Source organism: Micromonospora echinospora (assembly GCF_900091495.1).
Taxonomy (GTDB): domain Bacteria; phylum Actinomycetota; class Actinomycetes; order Mycobacteriales; family Micromonosporaceae; genus Micromonospora; species Micromonospora echinospora.
Map to the genome: position 1 here is coordinate 6,309,208 of NZ_LT607413.1, position 15,044 is coordinate 6,324,251.

Annotated in this window: 14 protein-coding genes; 8 read left to right on the forward strand and 6 right to left on the reverse strand. The window is 70.0% G+C overall.

Features of this window, described 5'->3' with window-relative positions:
• Nucleotides 1–71: 71 nt before the first annotated feature.
• Nucleotides 72–1,394 carry a Na+/H+ antiporter NhaA gene (gene nhaA / locus GA0070618_RS27070; RefSeq protein ID WP_088984136.1) on the forward strand — a complete coding sequence of 441 codons (1,323 nt, stop codon included), beginning with the start codon at nucleotides 72–74 and terminating at the stop codon, nucleotides 1,392–1,394.
• A 187-nt stretch (nucleotides 1,395–1,581) separates the two neighbouring features.
• Here the strand turns inward: nhaA and GA0070618_RS27075 are convergent, their stop codons facing one another.
• Together GA0070618_RS27075 and GA0070618_RS27080 are read right to left on the reverse strand one after the other, a co-directional pair.
• Entirely contained in the window at nucleotides 1,582–1,869 is a 288-nt protein-coding gene (locus GA0070618_RS27075; RefSeq protein WP_088984137.1) for a hypothetical protein, read from the reverse strand.
• Nucleotides 1,866–2,231 carry a DUF1622 domain-containing protein gene (locus GA0070618_RS27080; RefSeq protein ID WP_088984138.1) on the reverse strand — a complete coding sequence of 122 codons (366 nt, stop codon included), beginning with the start codon at nucleotides 2,229–2,231 and terminating at the stop codon, nucleotides 1,866–1,868. The genes GA0070618_RS27075 and GA0070618_RS27080 overlap by 4 nt, the downstream gene beginning before the upstream one ends.
• 111 nt (nucleotides 2,232–2,342) lie before the next feature.
• On the opposite strand from GA0070618_RS27080, the gene GA0070618_RS27085 reads away from it, so the two are divergent.
• Both GA0070618_RS27085 and GA0070618_RS27090 read left to right on the forward strand, forming a co-directional pair.
• Nucleotides 2,343–3,740, forward strand: a complete 1,398-nt coding sequence (locus GA0070618_RS27085; RefSeq protein WP_197701655.1) for a hypothetical protein — start codon at nucleotides 2,343–2,345, stop codon at nucleotides 3,738–3,740.
• Nucleotides 3,741–3,779: 39 nt separating this feature from the next.
• Nucleotides 3,780–4,304, forward strand: coding sequence for a GNAT family N-acetyltransferase (locus tag GA0070618_RS27090; RefSeq protein WP_088984139.1), 525 nt, complete (start codon nucleotides 3,780–3,782; stop codon nucleotides 4,302–4,304).
• A 51-nt stretch (nucleotides 4,305–4,355) separates the two neighbouring features.
• Here the strand turns inward: GA0070618_RS27090 and GA0070618_RS27095 are convergent, their stop codons facing one another.
• On the reverse strand, nucleotides 4,356–5,648 hold the full coding sequence (locus GA0070618_RS27095; RefSeq protein ID WP_088984140.1) for a DUF4386 family protein: 1,293 nt from the start codon (nucleotides 5,646–5,648) through the stop codon (nucleotides 4,356–4,358).
• 100 nt (nucleotides 5,649–5,748) lie between these two features.
• Between GA0070618_RS27095 and GA0070618_RS27100 the strand changes: the two genes are divergently transcribed.
• Both GA0070618_RS27100 and GA0070618_RS27105 read left to right on the forward strand, forming a co-directional pair.
• The gene (locus GA0070618_RS27100) at nucleotides 5,749–6,411 is read left to right on the forward strand and encodes a TetR/AcrR family transcriptional regulator (RefSeq protein WP_231931477.1); all 663 of its coding nucleotides are present in this window, start codon (nucleotides 5,749–5,751) and stop codon (nucleotides 6,409–6,411) included.
• Between the two features lie 204 nt (nucleotides 6,412–6,615).
• Entirely contained in the window at nucleotides 6,616–8,016 is a 1,401-nt protein-coding gene (locus tag GA0070618_RS27105; protein WP_197701656.1) for a peptidoglycan DD-metalloendopeptidase family protein, read from the forward strand.
• A gap of 354 nt (nucleotides 8,017–8,370) precedes the next feature.
• Here the strand turns inward: GA0070618_RS27105 and GA0070618_RS27110 are convergent, their stop codons facing one another.
• Nucleotides 8,371–9,051, reverse strand: a complete 681-nt coding sequence (locus tag GA0070618_RS27110) for a TetR/AcrR family transcriptional regulator (protein ID WP_088985875.1) — start codon at nucleotides 9,049–9,051, stop codon at nucleotides 8,371–8,373.
• Nucleotides 9,052–9,154: 103 nt separating this feature from the next.
• Between GA0070618_RS27110 and GA0070618_RS27115 the strand changes: the two genes are divergently transcribed.
• The 3 genes from GA0070618_RS27115 (at nucleotide 9,155) to GA0070618_RS27125 (ending at nucleotide 12,384) form a co-directional block, all read left to right on the forward strand.
• Nucleotides 9,155–10,117 (forward strand): NAD(P)-dependent alcohol dehydrogenase, encoded by a 963-nt coding sequence (locus GA0070618_RS27115; RefSeq protein WP_088984143.1) that lies wholly within the window; start codon nucleotides 9,155–9,157, stop codon nucleotides 10,115–10,117.
• Between the two features lie 410 nt (nucleotides 10,118–10,527).
• A complete protein-coding gene (locus GA0070618_RS27120; RefSeq protein WP_143740267.1) occupies nucleotides 10,528–11,148 on the forward strand; it encodes a hypothetical protein in 621 nt (206 codons plus the stop codon).
• Nucleotides 11,149–11,328: 180 nt separating this feature from the next.
• Nucleotides 11,329–12,384 carry a CapA family protein gene (locus GA0070618_RS27125; RefSeq protein WP_231931478.1) on the forward strand — a complete coding sequence of 352 codons (1,056 nt, stop codon included), beginning with the start codon at nucleotides 11,329–11,331 and terminating at the stop codon, nucleotides 12,382–12,384.
• A gap of 299 nt (nucleotides 12,385–12,683) precedes the next feature.
• On the opposite strand, the gene GA0070618_RS27130 is transcribed toward GA0070618_RS27125, so the two are convergent.
• A complete protein-coding gene (locus GA0070618_RS27130; RefSeq protein ID WP_088984146.1) occupies nucleotides 12,684–13,283 on the reverse strand; it encodes a dihydrofolate reductase family protein in 600 nt (199 codons plus the stop codon).
• A gap of 388 nt (nucleotides 13,284–13,671) precedes the next feature.
• Nucleotides 13,672–14,955, reverse strand: a complete 1,284-nt coding sequence (locus GA0070618_RS27135) for a hypothetical protein (protein ID WP_231931479.1) — start codon at nucleotides 14,953–14,955, stop codon at nucleotides 13,672–13,674.
• Nucleotides 14,956–15,044: the final 89 nt, after the last annotated feature.

Sequence of the window (15,044 nt, forward strand, 5' to 3'; positions counted from 1 at the left end):
AGCCGGTGTGCCGGGAAGTCTGGTCGGCGATGTGCCCTGCCGACCCCAGACACCCGAGAAGAGCCACGCCGATGAGCCACCCCACTCCCCCGCGCCCGGACGACAAGCGCCGCCTCTTCACCCGTAGTTCCTCGTGGCCGGAGGCCCGTTTCCTCGGCGACGTCCTGCGTACCGAGACGGTGGGCGGCGGCCTGCTGCTGTTCGGTGCGGTCCTCGCCCTCGTCTGGGCAAACTCCCCCTGGTCGGACACCTACGCCGCGCTCGGCGCGTGGGTGCCCTGGTCCGGCGGCGAGCGGCTGCACCTCGACCTGGACCTGGCCACCTGGGCGGCGGACGGCCTGCTGGCCGTCTTCTTCTTCGTGGTCGGGCTGGAACTCAAACGCGAGTTCGTCGCCGGGGAACTGCGTGACCCCCGGCGCGCCGCCCTGCCGGTGGTGGCCGCCGTCGGCGGCATGCTGGTGCCGGCGCTGTTCTACGTCGGGGTCATGCTCGTCAGCGGCACCGACGCGCTCCAGGGCTGGGCCATCCCGGTGGCCACCGACATCGCGTTCGCCCTGGCCGTGCTGGCGGTCATCGGCTCCCACCTGCCCCAGGGGCTCCGGGCGTTCCTGCTCACCCTGGCCGTGGTCGACGACCTGCTCGCGATCGTCATCATCGCGATCTTCTACACCTCCGGGTTCAGCCCGCTGCCGCTGGTCGCGGCGCTGCTGCCGATCGCCGCGTTCGCCCTGCTGGTCCAGCGGCGCAAGACCTGGTGGTGGGCGCTCCTCCCGCTCGCGGTGGCCAGCTGGACGCTGGTGCACGCCTCCGGGGTGCACGCCACGATCGCCGGGGTGCTGCTCGGCTTCACCGTCCCGGTCCTCGGTGGCGGCTCGGGCCCCGGCCTGGCCGAGCACCTGGAACACCGCTGGCGGCCGGTCTCGGCGGGCTTCGCGGTGCCGGTGTTCGCGTTCTTCGCCGCCGGGGTCTCGCTGCGCGGCACCGACCTGGGCGGCCTGCTCACCGACCCGATCGTGATCGGCATCGCGGTCGGGCTGGTGTTCGGCAAGGCGATCGGGGTGTTCGGCTCGACCTGGCTGATGGCCCGCTTCACCCGCGCCGAACTCGACCGCGAGCTGAGCTGGTCCGACCTGCTCGGCGTCGCGTGCCTGGCCGGCATCGGCTTCACCGTGTCGCTGCTCATCGGCGAGCTGGCCTTCGGCGCGGGCACCGCCGCCGAGGACAAGGTGAAGACCGGCGTGCTGGCCGGCTCGCTGATCGCGGCCGTGGTGGCGTCGGTGCTGCTGGTCCGGCGCAACAAGGTCTACCGACGCCTCGACGAACAGGACCGGCGCGACGAGGACCGCGACGGGGTCCCGGACGTCTACCAGCAGCGACCGGCCTCGTCGGGCTGACCGGACCGTCGTCGACGCCCGGCCGTCGGCCTCCGATCGTCGTCGACAGCGTCCGCGCCGGCCCGCCCTGGTGGTAGCAGGGGTGGTAGCAGGGGGCCCTTGTTACCGCTTTTTGTCGTGCAGGGGACCCCTGCTACCACCCCGAGGCCCCCTGCTATCACCCCAACCGGTGAGGAGCCCGGCCCCGTCAGCACCGGTGGGCCGGGGTCGGGGCACGACGGTCGTCCGGCGCCCCGTCGACGGTCGGCTCGGCGGCGGCCAGGGCGGCCCAGAGCAGGCGACGCAGCGCCACGATCGCCGCTGCCGCGGCGAGGGCGCCCCACCCGGGTGCCCCGCTCAGACGCAGCAGCCCGGCAGCGGTCAGCAGATCCAGCAGGATCCGCAGTGCGGCACGCCACGAGCCGGACGTCAGCAGCACCACCACGGCACAGACCGACGCCGCCGCGCCGAGCATGGTGACCCCGACGCGGATCACCGGTCGGTCCGGCCGGCGGCACCGACCTGCTGCTGTTCCTGGGCGATCTCCCGACGCAGGAAGTAGTTCAGCGCGGTCCGGATGGCCGCGATCGCGGCGAGCTGACCGATCTGGGGGAACGTCGGGGAGACCGCCGTCCGCAGGATGTCGGCCGCGAGCTGGAACTCCAGTCCCAGGGTGAGGAAACGCCCCAGGGAGAGCCGGATCGGCGTGAACACGGCCGCGCTGCGGTGCCGCAGCCCCTCCACCACGAACCGCGCCGCCGCCCAACACGCGCCGACGAAGATCACCACCGCTCCGGCGACCTCCACCAGGGCGACCAGAACCTGGTCACCCAGGCGCAGGATCTCCTCCGGGCTCACCGGCCACCGTTACCCGTCGCCGGCTCCGGTAGTCGCCGCCCGGGTTTCGGGCGGGACACCGACGCCGTCGCGGTGGTATCAAGAACCGACGCCAGCGGAGGAGGGGCAGCAGTGCAGAGCTTCGCCGGTACGTTCGCCCGCAACCTCGTCGTCGCCGCGGTCTGCACCGTGGCCGGACCGATTCTGCTCGTCCTGGGCGCGTTCGGTGTCGCCGATCCCGGGGAGTCCGACCGCCGGATCCCACTGGTCTTCCTCCTCGTCGGGCTGGCCGGCACGCTGGCGATACCCGTCCTCGCGCTCTCCGGCGCACGGGCCGACTACCGGGCCGTCACCCGCCGCGACCGGCTGGACGACGCCCCGGTCCGGCCGGACGACAGCTTCGCCCTGTGGGCGCCGCGCGCCGACGTCCCCACCCCGCAGGGCCGGTTCACCGCGGCCGACGTCCTGGAGGCGGCGTTCGTCCGATACGGCGGCGACTGGGAGGCGACCTACCAGAGCTACGGCGGCGACCTGGACCCGGACGAGGTCAAACCCCTCATCCGGTTACGGCTGCGGATCCACCCCGACGACAGCGCGCCGTTCGAGTGGACCGGCGAACGGCGCGTGCCGTCCCTGTGTCTCTCCGCCGTCACCGCCGGACGTCTCGTCGCCGTCGTCGAGTCGACCCGTCCCGCCGAGGTCCGCATCGACTGGCCGCGCAGCGCCCTGCTGGCCGGCGCCCGGCCCTGCCGGCTGATCGGTCTCGACGGCCGACGCGTCGACCTGACCGGACGCCCCGACCTCCTGGTGGAGCAGATACGGATCGCCGGCACGGTCGGCGGAATCCGGATGGACGTCGACACGATCGACCTCCGCAACCTCGCTCCCCCGGTGGCGACACGACTCCAGGGCCTCGTCGAGCGGGTCGGCGAACCCGCCGAGCGACCTGCGCTTCAACCGACGCCGGACGGGCGGCCCCGGTGGGTGGTCGACGACCTACCCGGCGAGGCGGGCGCGTTCGGCGACGTCGACCGCCGGTGGGCGCGCCACGGCGGCCAGCTCACCCGCGCCCGGTTCCTGGAACTGCGGGGCACGACGACCTACCAGTACCACGGCCCGGTACTGGAGACCGTCCTGCGGATCTGGCCCGTCGAGGGCGGAGAGCCGTTCGACGCGCGGAAGAAGCTGACGGTGCCGATGAACTACCTCGCGCTGCTGCACCGCACGAAGGACCTCGTCGCACTGGTGAGCCCCGACCGCCGGCGCTACGAGATCGACTGGAACCGCAGCAACCTCGCCGCTGGGGTCACCCCGGCTCTCGTGATCGCTCCGGACGGCCGGGAGTTCGACCTCACCGGCCGGCTCGACCCGCTGTTGGCGATCATGCGGCTGCTCGTGGCGCACCAGGTCAGCGTCCCCGACAACGTCCTGGACCTCCGCGCCCGCCGCCACGAGGCCGTGGCCGCGCAGGTCATGGAAGCGCTCCGGACGAACCTCGATCGGGGTGCGACCGGGGCGGGCCCGCGATGAGCCGCGCCTCGGCCACCGCGCGAGCGTTATCGTCGCCGCATGCCCGAACTGGTCGCACCCACCGTCCGGCTGCACGCCGCCTGGCTTGAGGCGCACCGCGAGTGGGGCCCCGGCCTCCACGAGGACGGGTTCGGGCTGCGGCCGTCCGACGAGGTCGACTCCCCGGCCGGATTCGCCGCCTGGGTGGCCCGGTTGGTCGACCAGTCGGATCCGACGGGGCCGCCGGACGCCGGCCGGGCGCGGTGCACCCACCGGTGGATCGTCGAGGACGACCGAGTGCTCGGTGGGATCGCGCTGCGGCACGCACCCGACGACTCCCTGCTCCGGGCCGCCGGGCACATCGGCTACGGCATCCGGCCGTCCGCACGTCGGCGGGGCCTGGCCACCTGGGCGCTGGGCCGGATGCTCGACGAGGCACGAGGGCTCGGCCTGGACCGAGTGCTGATCATCTGCGAGGCGGACAACATCGCCTCGGCGAGGACGATCGAACGCTGCGGTGGCGTCCTCGAAGGCACCCAGGTCACCGAACTCGGCGCCACCCGCCGGTACTGGATCAGCACCTGACCCGCCAGTCGGTTCCACGCCGGTGCGCGGCTTGCTGGCCGGAGGTGGCCCTCAGGCCGCCTCCAGCTGCGCCGGTCGGGCGACGGGCCCGTCCAGACTGGACCGACGGTGGCTGCGCGAGCGCACGCCGAACACGAGCAGCCACCCCATGAGGACGACCTCACCGCCGAACGTGACGGCGGCGACCTCGATCGTGTACGCGGCCGAGACCAGTGCTCCGATCGAGTCGGCGAGGTAGCCGGCACCGGCGATCGCCACGAGCACCGCCACCCAGGTCGGCGCGGACGGAGACCGCCACGCCAGCCACCCGACCAGGAGCAGGTGGACGCCGAACAGGATCAGACCCAGGCTCCAGATCTCCTGGAACTCGCTGATTTGCGCGTACACGCTGGAGCTGATCCGGTCGGTTGCCGGCTCGTCACGCAGGAGACCAGCGGCGGCGATCAGGTGTGTGATCGCGACGGCGAAGACGACCGCGTACACGGTGCGGCACCACGCCGAGAGCAGCGCGACGGTGCGGTGCGTGTCGGCGAAGAACGCCCGCAGCGCCCAGGCGACCAGCACGTCGAGGCAGACCACCGTGCACAGGGCGACGACGGCGAGGGCCAGCGCACGGCCGTTCGACAGCGCAAGGGTGGTGCTCCCGGCGGCGTCGGTGGAGACCATCCGCTCCACCACGCCGAAGTTGGCCAGCCCGGCGAGAACCGCCATCACCAGCAGGCCGAGCCCGGCGGCCCACGCCGCCCGACTCACCCGGGAGTCGCGGTCCGCGTTCGCGTTCGACGCCCCGTCGAGCGCGGTGCCCGGATCCGCCACGGTGGACGGCGCGAAGCCACGAGCGAGCAACAGCAGACCGAAGACGATCTCGAAGAGGCCTCCCGGGATCGCCAGCACGAGCCCCACCCCGACCCCCATCAGCTCTGCGGCCGCGCCCGTCGCCAGCAGCGCGTATCCGCCGAATCCCCAGATCGCCAGCCAACCCGGCAGCCAGCGCCGCCGACGCAGCGCCAGGCAGAGCGGCAGACTGCCCAGCGCCAGCGACAACATGGCCACCTGGTAGGCGATGTCGGCCGCGCCGGCCCCGACCCGGTCTTGCAGGACGATCCCGGCGGTGAGCAGGAACGCCTCCGCGCCACGCGCGACGAGGTATGTCCAGGCGCTTCCGGGGTGCGGTCGGCGCAGCGCCCGGAAGACCAGCCCGCCGATGGCCGCCACCAGGACGGAGTTGAGCACCACGAGCATGGTCCCGGCGAACTGCCCGGTGAGAGCGCTGCCGATGCCGTAGAAGACGAACGCCGACAGGACGAACGCGCCGACGAGTCTGCCGGCGACGCGGAGGGACATCTTTGCCTCCCAGGGTAATCGTACTAAGTACGTGGTACTAAGTACGATAGGCTCTGCCGGCAACACTGGTCAACGGCAGGTCAGGGGACGGGAACACACAGTGGGCGAACCGGCACGGCAGTTGAGTCGGGAGCGGATGCTGCGGGCTGCGGTCGGCATCGCCGACACGCGCGGCCTGGGTGGGTTGACCATGCGGTCGCTGGCCGCGGAGCTGGACGCCAAGCCGATGTCGCTGTACCACTACATCCGGAACAAGGACGAACTCCTCGACGCCCTCGTCGACGGGGTCTTCGCGGAGATCGAACTGCCGAAGGTCGGCGGCGACTGGCGTGCCGAGGTGCGTCGGCGCTCGCTCTCCGCCCGCACGGTCCTCGCCCGGCACCCCTGGGCGTTGACCCTGGTCGAAAGCCGGACCAGTCCCGGGCCGGCCACCCTGCGCCATCACGATGCCATGCTGGGCACGCTGCGGGCCGGGGGTTTCTCGTTGCAGATGACGGCCCACGCGTACGCGGTCGTCGACGCGTACGTCTACGGCTTCGTGCTCCAGGAGGCGTCGCTGCCGTTCGACAATGCGGACTCCGCCGACGCGGTCGCGGGAGCGATCATGGAGGGTTTCGCGGCCGGCGAGTACCCACATCTGGTCGAACTCGCCACGCAGCACGTCCAGCAGCCCGGCTACCACTTCGGCGGGCAGTTCGAGTTCGGTCTCGATCTGATCCTCGACGCGCTGGCGGCGCACGGCAACGCCACACGTCCGTCGTGAGCCGTCCGACCCGGCGGTGACGTACGTGCCAAGCGCTGCGCCGGAGCCGCATCATCTCGTTCCGGGACGTCCGATCCCCTACGGTCCCCCGAGTGCGCACACCGCGCTGCGTCCTTCCGCTCTCGGAGTCCCGCAACGCCGCCCACGGCGGGCAACGGGTCGTCACGCAGATAAACATTTGCACTCTTGACAGCCTCAGTCCTGTTGGGACACCCTCTGGGCAAGATCGCGCCCGAAAGTCCGCAGCACATGGGCATGCAGTTGCACGGTCAACAATTCAAAGTTCGCATCCATCGCAGAAACAAGGAGGCTCATTTGCGGCGTGATATCGCAGTCAGCTTGGCTGCACTTGTCGCCGTGCTCGGAATCCTGATTCCGCAGGAGCCCGCACTCGCCGGCAATGGCGCACCGTTCAAGCTGCCTTACCGGGCTGGACACGCGTACACCATCACCCAGACGCCCGGCAGCGGCTTTTCACACAACGATGGCTACAATCGACATGCCGTTGACTTCGCCATGCCGCAAGGCACCCCGATTGTCGCTTCGGCGGCCGGCACCGTCTACTACGAGGGATGGAGCACCGGCGGAGGCATCATCGCCTTGATCGACCACGGCAACAATCGTTGCTCTCAGTACGCCCATCTGAGCAGCACCATCGTCAACAGAGGGCAGCGGGTGGCACAGGGGCAGCACATCGGCGCGTCCGGCGCCACCGGAAACGCGACCGGGCCGCATCTTCACTGGAATGTCGTCTACTGCGACTCTCATCTCAGCCGCGAAATCCCCAATACGGTGGAGACGGGCATCAACTATCCCACCGGCACCGCACCCGTGAGCCAGAATCGCCTTTCCACCAGCCTGCCCGGGGCTGACGGCGAACGGGTTTCCGACTTCAGTGGTGATGGTGTCGCCGATGTCCTGGGCGTCTCTTCCAACGGTGACCTCTGGTACTACCCGCACAATCTCGCCGGCCTCAGCACCCCGGTCAAGATCGGGGTCGGTTGGGCGGCTTTCAAGCACGTGATGGCCGCGGACTGGAGCGGTGACGGCGCGGCCGACGTCCTCGGAGTCGATTCTTCCGGGAGGCTGCTGTACTACCCCAACAACAGCTACAAACTGTCTGGTTACACGCAGATCGGACATGGCTGGGGGACCTTCAAGCACGTCATGGCCGCCGACTGGAGCGGTGACGGCGCCGCCGACATCCTCGGAGTCGACGCAAACGGAAACCTCTGGTACTACCCCCACAGCGGAACCGGCCTCGCCAACCCGACGAAAATCGGACACGGTTGGGCGACCTTCAAGCACGTCATGGCCGCCGACTGGAGCGGTGACGGCGCCGCCGACATCCTCGGAGTCGACGCAAACGGAAACCTCTGGTACTACCCCCACAGCGGAACCGGCCTCGCCAACCCGACGAAAATCGGACACGGTTGGGCGACCTTCAAGCACGTCATGGCCGCCGACTGGAGCGGCGACGGCGCCGCCGACATCCTCGGAGTCGACGCAAACGGAAACCTCTGGTACTACCCCCACAGCGGAACCGGCCTCGCCAACCCGACGAAAATCGGACACGGTTGGGCGACCTTCATACACGTCATGTGACGACAACGGCTTTCCAGGGCGGGTCGGCCCGGGCACCAGAGACGGCGCCCCGGGTCGACCCGCCGACCGGGACACCTCTCTGCTACTCCGCAAAGACAAGCCCGAGCGAAATGTCGACCGGTCCCGCCTGACCGAGCGCCTGCGCACGATTTCGGCCAAGCGCTTCACGATCTTCTAATCGGCTGAAGATCGGCCGAGCCAAGCGGTCGCCAGGCAAGTCAGCGTGCCAGCATCCGGGCGACGCCGAAGGCGAACCGTTCGTCGAACGAGACGTCGTTGAGGGCGGGCAGCACCCGCTGCAGTGCGGACCGCTCGCCGATCGCCTCTGCGGTGATCGGTCGCTGGGGCAGCTCGTCAGGCTCTGGAGGGCCGCCGCCCTGGGGAGCTGTCGGCCGCGAGCGGGAGACTGCGCAGCGACAGAGTGCTCGGTGGAGGTAGGGCCCAGTGAGCCGCCTCAGCGCGGAACGACTGGAGCAGGTACGCCACCAGGCGCCGGGACGCAGCACTGTCCCGCGGCAGCGCGGTGACCAGACCGCAGTGGGACAACAGGGCCACGGCGAGGTCGGAAGGGTGGAAGTCGGCCCGCAACACGCCCGCTGCCTGGGCTCTGCGGACCAGGGTCAGGAGATCCCGCTCGGTCCGTTCTCGGGCCTGCGCGTGTTCCACCGTGCTGTCCGGAAAGGCCGCGACGAACGCGGCCGAAAACCCCTGTTCCTCCCGCTGAAGCTCGCAGGCCGTCTCGACCAGGCGCTGGAAGCCCCGCCAGGGGTCGGGGTCGGCCAGTGCCTCGGTGAGCGCTCGGGCGCAGGTCTCCATCTGCTGCGCGAACGCGGCCCGCACCAGAGCATCCCGGGTCGGAAAACGCCGGTACAGCGTCGCTACGCCGACCCCGGCCCGTCGGGCCACGGTCGCCATGGGCGCGTCGATCCCGTGCTCGGCGAAGACCGCGCGGGCGGAGACGAGGATGCGCTCCTGGTTGCGCCGGGCGTCGGCCCGCAGCCTGGCCGGGCCCGCGATCCGAGAGGATTCCTCCACCACTGTTTCTCACCTCCGCTTCAACCGGACGATGTCGTCCACTTAATAGCCTACGCTCGGCGCCAGGTCCCCCGCAGGGCCACTGGTGGCGAAGGTGAGAACGATGGACGACCGCATGATGAAAGCAATACTTTTCGACCGCTTCGGCGGCCCCGAGGTGCTGTACGTGGGCCGGGTACCACGCCCCGAACCGGCGCCCGGCGAGGTGCTCGTGCGGGTGCGCGCGTTCAGCATCAACGGCGGCGAACTGGCGGCCCGTTCCGGCAGCCTCCGTCTCTTCACCGGACGGAAGTTCCCGCAGCGCGTCGGGTTGGACCTCACCGGCGAGGTCGCCGCACTCGGCGTCGGCGTGACGGACTTCGCGGTCGGCGACCGTGTGTGGGGCATCGTGGGCCGTACCGGATTCGGCAGCGCCGCCGAGTACGTGACGGTCCGCGTCGAGCGGCTCGGCCGGGTCCCGGACGGACTGGATCTGGCGGCAGCCGCCGCACTGCCGGTGGCAACCACGGCCGTCACGGCGCTGCGCGACAAGGCCAGGCTGCGCCCCGGCGAACGACTGCTCGTACGCGGCGCTGCGGGCGGCGTCGGCAACGCCGCCGTCCAGCTCGGACAGGCATATGGCGCCGAGGTGACGGCCCTGGCCCGCGCCACCAACCTTGACTTCGTCCGCACGCTCGGCGCCCACCACGCCATCGACCACCGGACCGTCCCGCCGAGGGAACTGGGCCTGTTCGACGTGGTCCTCGACACCGCCGGCACCGACCTGCGGGCCTTCCGGCGCCTGCTGACACCCGGCGGACGCATGGTCACTATCGCCTTCGACCCGGCGCGGCCCGCCGCCTCACTCGGCTACATCGCCGCCAGCGCCGTACACGGAGGCGGCCGGGTGCGCTTCTTCAGCGGCAACCCCACGCGGGCACTCCTCGACGACCTCGCCCGCCACGTGGTGGAGGGTGGCCTGCGCCCTGTGGTGGACAGGTACTTCTCGTTGCAGGAGACAGCGGCGGCACACCGGGCGCTGGAGGCGGGCGGGGTGCGGGGCAAGTACGTGGTCAGGGTCGACTGACGACCTCGTGCATGGTTGCGATTCCTTGAGTATCGATGATCGCTGTCCGTGCCGTGGTGCTGCGATCATGTTGAGCCGGCGGTTGACGGGCCTGTCCCGCGCGTTGATTGATGTCCTGGCCATCGGCCGCGAGGGTTCACCCAACGAGCACGGGTGACTGCGGCCGAGCTGCTACATCGGTTGGGCCGGGAGGCTTTTCCCGGGAGTCGCAGCTCGCAGATGGCTTATCACGGCCCTCTGCCCCTCAAGGGAAGAGCTGGATTCTGGCAATCAACAGGCGCCATCCGTGGTTGCCTGGCATTGGGTCGCGCCCCGCTTCATGAGCCATTAGGAGAAATGTGCCGTCTGGGGGGATTTAGTTGACCAAACCATCATTCACCCGCCTTGCGGGGGCCGCCGCGCTGGCCGCCGTGATCGGCCTTGGGTCTGCCGCACCAGTGTTGGCTGGGGGTGGCACGACGATCAACATCGATCCGGCTGACACCGGCACGACGGCGGCGGCGTTCGGCACCCATGCGTGCGACCCGAACCTCGGGGGTGGCCCCTTCCAGGCCGAGGACGTCTGGGTCTTCGCCCTGCCGGCCGCGAAGCAGCAGGGCACCTTCACCTCGCTGACCATCGAGTTCGCCACGGAGGGTGGCCCCGTCACGGAGACCATCACGACCACACCCGCCGATGACCGCGCGATTGTCGGCGACAGGGCGTGGATCAGGACGCCAGCCGGCCTGTCCTCGACCGGCGAGCTGGTAAATCCGTTCGCCCTCACCAACGCCACGGCGGTGATCTCGGGCACCGACGGAACATTCGACCTGGCGCAGACCTGCCCGGCGACAGGCGGGACACCCAGCCCGGGCCTGCCGGCGACCGGCGCGGGAATCTCCGGTCCGACGCTCGGCAAGCTCGCTGCGGGGGCGGCAGTCTCATCGTGGTCGGCCTCGTACTGCTCCTCACGCAACGGCGTCGTCGCTTCGTCGCATAGCCTGAGCCGGTTCATCCGTACGCCAGGGTTCTGCCCCGGCAGGGCCGGATGAGCCGTCACCATGACTGGATCTTCCGCTGGCCGGCACCGGAGACTTCGGGTGCCGGCCAGCGGACCATCGCCCGGTCATCTCCCACCTCGCCATCTCGGCCCCGACATCATACAGATCAGGCCGAGGGCATTCCTGGACAAACAGGCCCAGGGTTGGGCAGGTTTCCGTACGCTGCGCAGAGTGAAGTGGGCACGTTCCTTCGTCGCGCTGGCGGCGACCCTGACTGTTACGGCGTGCGATGCAGCCCGGACCCCGCCGGCCGGTGCGCCCACCCGCTCCGCCCCTGCGGGCTCCCCGTCGCACTCCACCGAGATCACTTTGGCCTTCGCGGGCGACGTGCACTTCGCCGATCGTACGGGCGATCTGCTGGGCGACCCAGCGACCGCGTTCGGGCCGATCTCGGCGACCCTGTCGGCCGCGGACCTCGCGATGGTCAACCTGGAAACGGCGGTCACCACCCGCGGGACGCCCGAGCCGAAGGAGTTCCATTTCCGGGCGCCGGCAAGCGCGTATGACGCGGTAAAGGCCGCCGGCATCGACGTCGTGTCGATCGCTAACAACCACGCGCTCGACTACGGGCGGACGGGGCTGGCCGACACCGTGGACGCAGCCAGGGCTGCCGGGATGCCCGCCGTCGGGGCCGGCGCCGACGCGGCGGCCGCCTACGCGCCGTGGTTCACCGAGATACGCGGCACCAGAATCGCTGTCCTCGGCTTCAACCAGGTCTCCGAGCTGTGGTCGGAGTGGAGAGCCACGGACACCCGGGCCGGCATCGCGATGACCCGGGACCTGCCGCGCGCCGTCGCGGCGGTACGCGCCGCTCGGAGCCAGGCCAGCGTGGTCGTCGTCTACGTCCACTGGGGTACGGAGGGCGACGCGTGTCCACCCGCCGAGGCTCGCGCATTCGCTGGCGAGATGGCCGAGGCGGGTGCCACGATCGTGGTCGGCACCCACGCCCACCTGCTACTCGGCGACGGATGGCTCGGCAAGACCTTCGTCCAGTACGGACTCGGCAACTTCCTGTGGTGGCGTGACGACGCGTACAGCAACGACACCGGTGTGCTGCGGGTGACCCTCGACGCTTCGGCGATCTCGAAGACGGAACTGGTGCCCGCGACGATCTCCCGCCGCACCGGTCGACCCGAACTCGCCGGCCGGGAGGACGCGGCCCGGATCCGCCGGGAGTACACGGTCCTACACGCCTGCACCGGACTCGCCACGAGCCCCGCCCCCTAACCGTGCACGAGGTCGTAAGGTCCGTTGCGCTGTGCTGGTTACAGGCACTCGTTGACAGCGACGACCAGCACGCTCAATACATAGCGAACAGCACGTTCGTCGTATCTCGTGGCTACGGCCCGGTCCCGTTTCAGCCGGTTGATCCTGCACTCCACCGGGGCGTTCCCCGGACTGAGGTTCGCTGTCGCCACCGTCGTCCCGACGCGGCGGTTGACGCCTGCGCATACTGCGACGTGACGCAACCCGAGCTCGTGGTGGGCGACCTCATCCGGCCGAATCAGTCGTCAGCGCTCCGCCTGTCAGGCAAGCGCCGCCGGCGAACGGACAGGGGTGTCGTGCACTGCCCGAGGGCGGTAGCGGAGGTGTACGACGCCGTTTCGGAATCGGCGCTCATCGAGGAGCTCGAGGTCTGCGCGCATGCCGGTCGGCAGCCCTGGCTTGCCCCCGCCGACGACAATGGGCAGGACGAACAGCTGGCACTCGTCGACCAGCCCGGCCCGGAAAGCCTGCGTCGCGAGGTTGGCACCTCCTACGGTGAGATCGCTGCCGGCCGTGGCCTTCAGTTCGTGTACTGCGGCGGGGTCGAAACGGCGTTCGAGTCGGGTGTCGGCAGTTGACACCGCGGCGAGGGTCGTGGAGTACACGACTTTGCTCGCCGCCTGCCAGGCGCTCGCGAAGTCGGCCATGAGGTCGGACTGCGCGGCCAGAGCGGCGTCGGTCTCCCAGACGGCCATCGCCTCGTACAGGCGCCGTCCGTAGAGAAACGTGCCCACCGACCGCAGGAGGTCGGTGGTGAACGCGAACACCTCGTCGTCGACGGGGAACCAGTCGAACGCGCCGCGTTCGTCCTCGATGTAGCCGTCAAGCGACACGTTCGTCACGTAGATGAGCTTGCCCATGCCGTTCCCTCTCGATGGTCGATCGAACCAGATCAATTATCGGGCTGTCTCGCGACGCCCTTGTCCCGGAAGGCCAGAACCGACTGCCCTCACCTGTTCTACGAACGACCCACGGCAGATCCGACACCGCGCCGGAAACCTTTTGGACTTCCGCCGCTCGGCACCTATCATCCTGAGGCGCCCGTGCCCGTCGAGATCATTCTCCGCACCAGCCGCGTCTTCACCTGCCGCTGACACGGCGCAGCGCCGGGTGGCCGGGTCGCTGGCTGCCGCCCTGGCGTGGTGAGCTGGCGGGCGGTTACGGGCACAAAGCCCAAGGGTGATCAAAAGTGTAAAAGAGATAATCATCCCCGCCGAGGAACAGCGGCGGTGGGGCGCTTGTAGCTGGTCAGTGGTTCTTCCGGACCGCGTCCCACGCCGCGCCGAGCAGCTCGAGGATCCGGTACAGCGCGTACAGCGCCCACACGGCGACCAGAGGCACACCGATGAGGAGGACCGCGTCACCCAGGTGGTGGGTGCTCTCCAACAGCCAGCCTCCGGTCAGCAGGACGGAGCCCAGGACGACGGCCCAGGCCAGGATGCGGCCGGCTTTGGTCAGCGACATCCACAGGCGGGCGTTTTCGGCGCCGTCTGGCTCCGTCGAGTCGCCGACCTGGGACTGAAGGGCGAGGCTGTCGATGTCCCGGGCAGCGGCCCGATCGGTCTCGTGTGGCGACTCGCCCAGCACTGCCGACAGGGCGCGCAGGTCGTCGTGGTGGCGAAGCCGTCCAGTCCGCGGATCGCCGAGTAGCGCCACGGCGTACGGGACCCCGAGCAGCCACGCCCTGCCGTAGCCACGTTTAGCCCCCGGTGGCAGCACCACGATCGTGCCGCCGTGCATGTCGTCGCGGAAGGTGCGGTCGCCGATCACCCGAACGAGTTCCGTGCCGGCGATCGCCACCTTGGTGTCGACGAGGTTGGTGGCATCGCTGAACAGCGTGACGAACTGGGCGTACGCGGCGACGACCGCAAGCAGGCCCAGCACCGCGACCACGGCACCGAGCAGCTCGTGCAGCTCGGCCGTGAAGCCGGTGAGCAGCAGCGCGGGGACGACGACGAACAGGTACCAGCCGACGAAGAGCAGGAAGCGCCGCCGGTTCAGCCAGCGCTGCGTCCGCACGCCCTCCGCGCCAGGCGGGAAGGCGGGGAGAGCTTTCCCGCCGTTCAACCGCTGCCGGGCGTCCTCGCTCGGCAGCATCACGTTGAGGCGGTGGACCCGAACCTCGAGGCGGTCACCGGCCAGACCCACCAGGTCGCGGACGAACTGCCTCTCCTCGATTTTCGGCTCGTCCAGGTCGAACAGCCGCACCGCCGGTCGCCCGTCCACGGTGGCCCGCAGGCCACTCGGAACATCCAGGTTGACGCCCGGGTCTGGGACCAGGTAGAGCGCGGGAGCCATCTGACGGCGGCCACGCTCCCGGTTCTCGATCACCACCGCTGAGATCTCGGCCCATCGCAGGTCACGTCGGTACCGGCCGATCCGCACCCTCCAGCCGTCCCGGTCGACATCAACCTGAAACCGCTGCAACGCGTACGAGAGGAAGCTGGCCGCCATGAACAGGGCGATCAGCGAGATCAGGCCGGTGCAGAGCCGTCCGGACACCGAGCCGCCGGCAGTGAATTGCAGGCTCACCAGAGGACCGAGGCCTCCCGCCGGCAACGCCGCGAAAACCCCCGCGAGCACGCGGGAGCTGACCGGACGGCGCAGATTCACCCCATCAT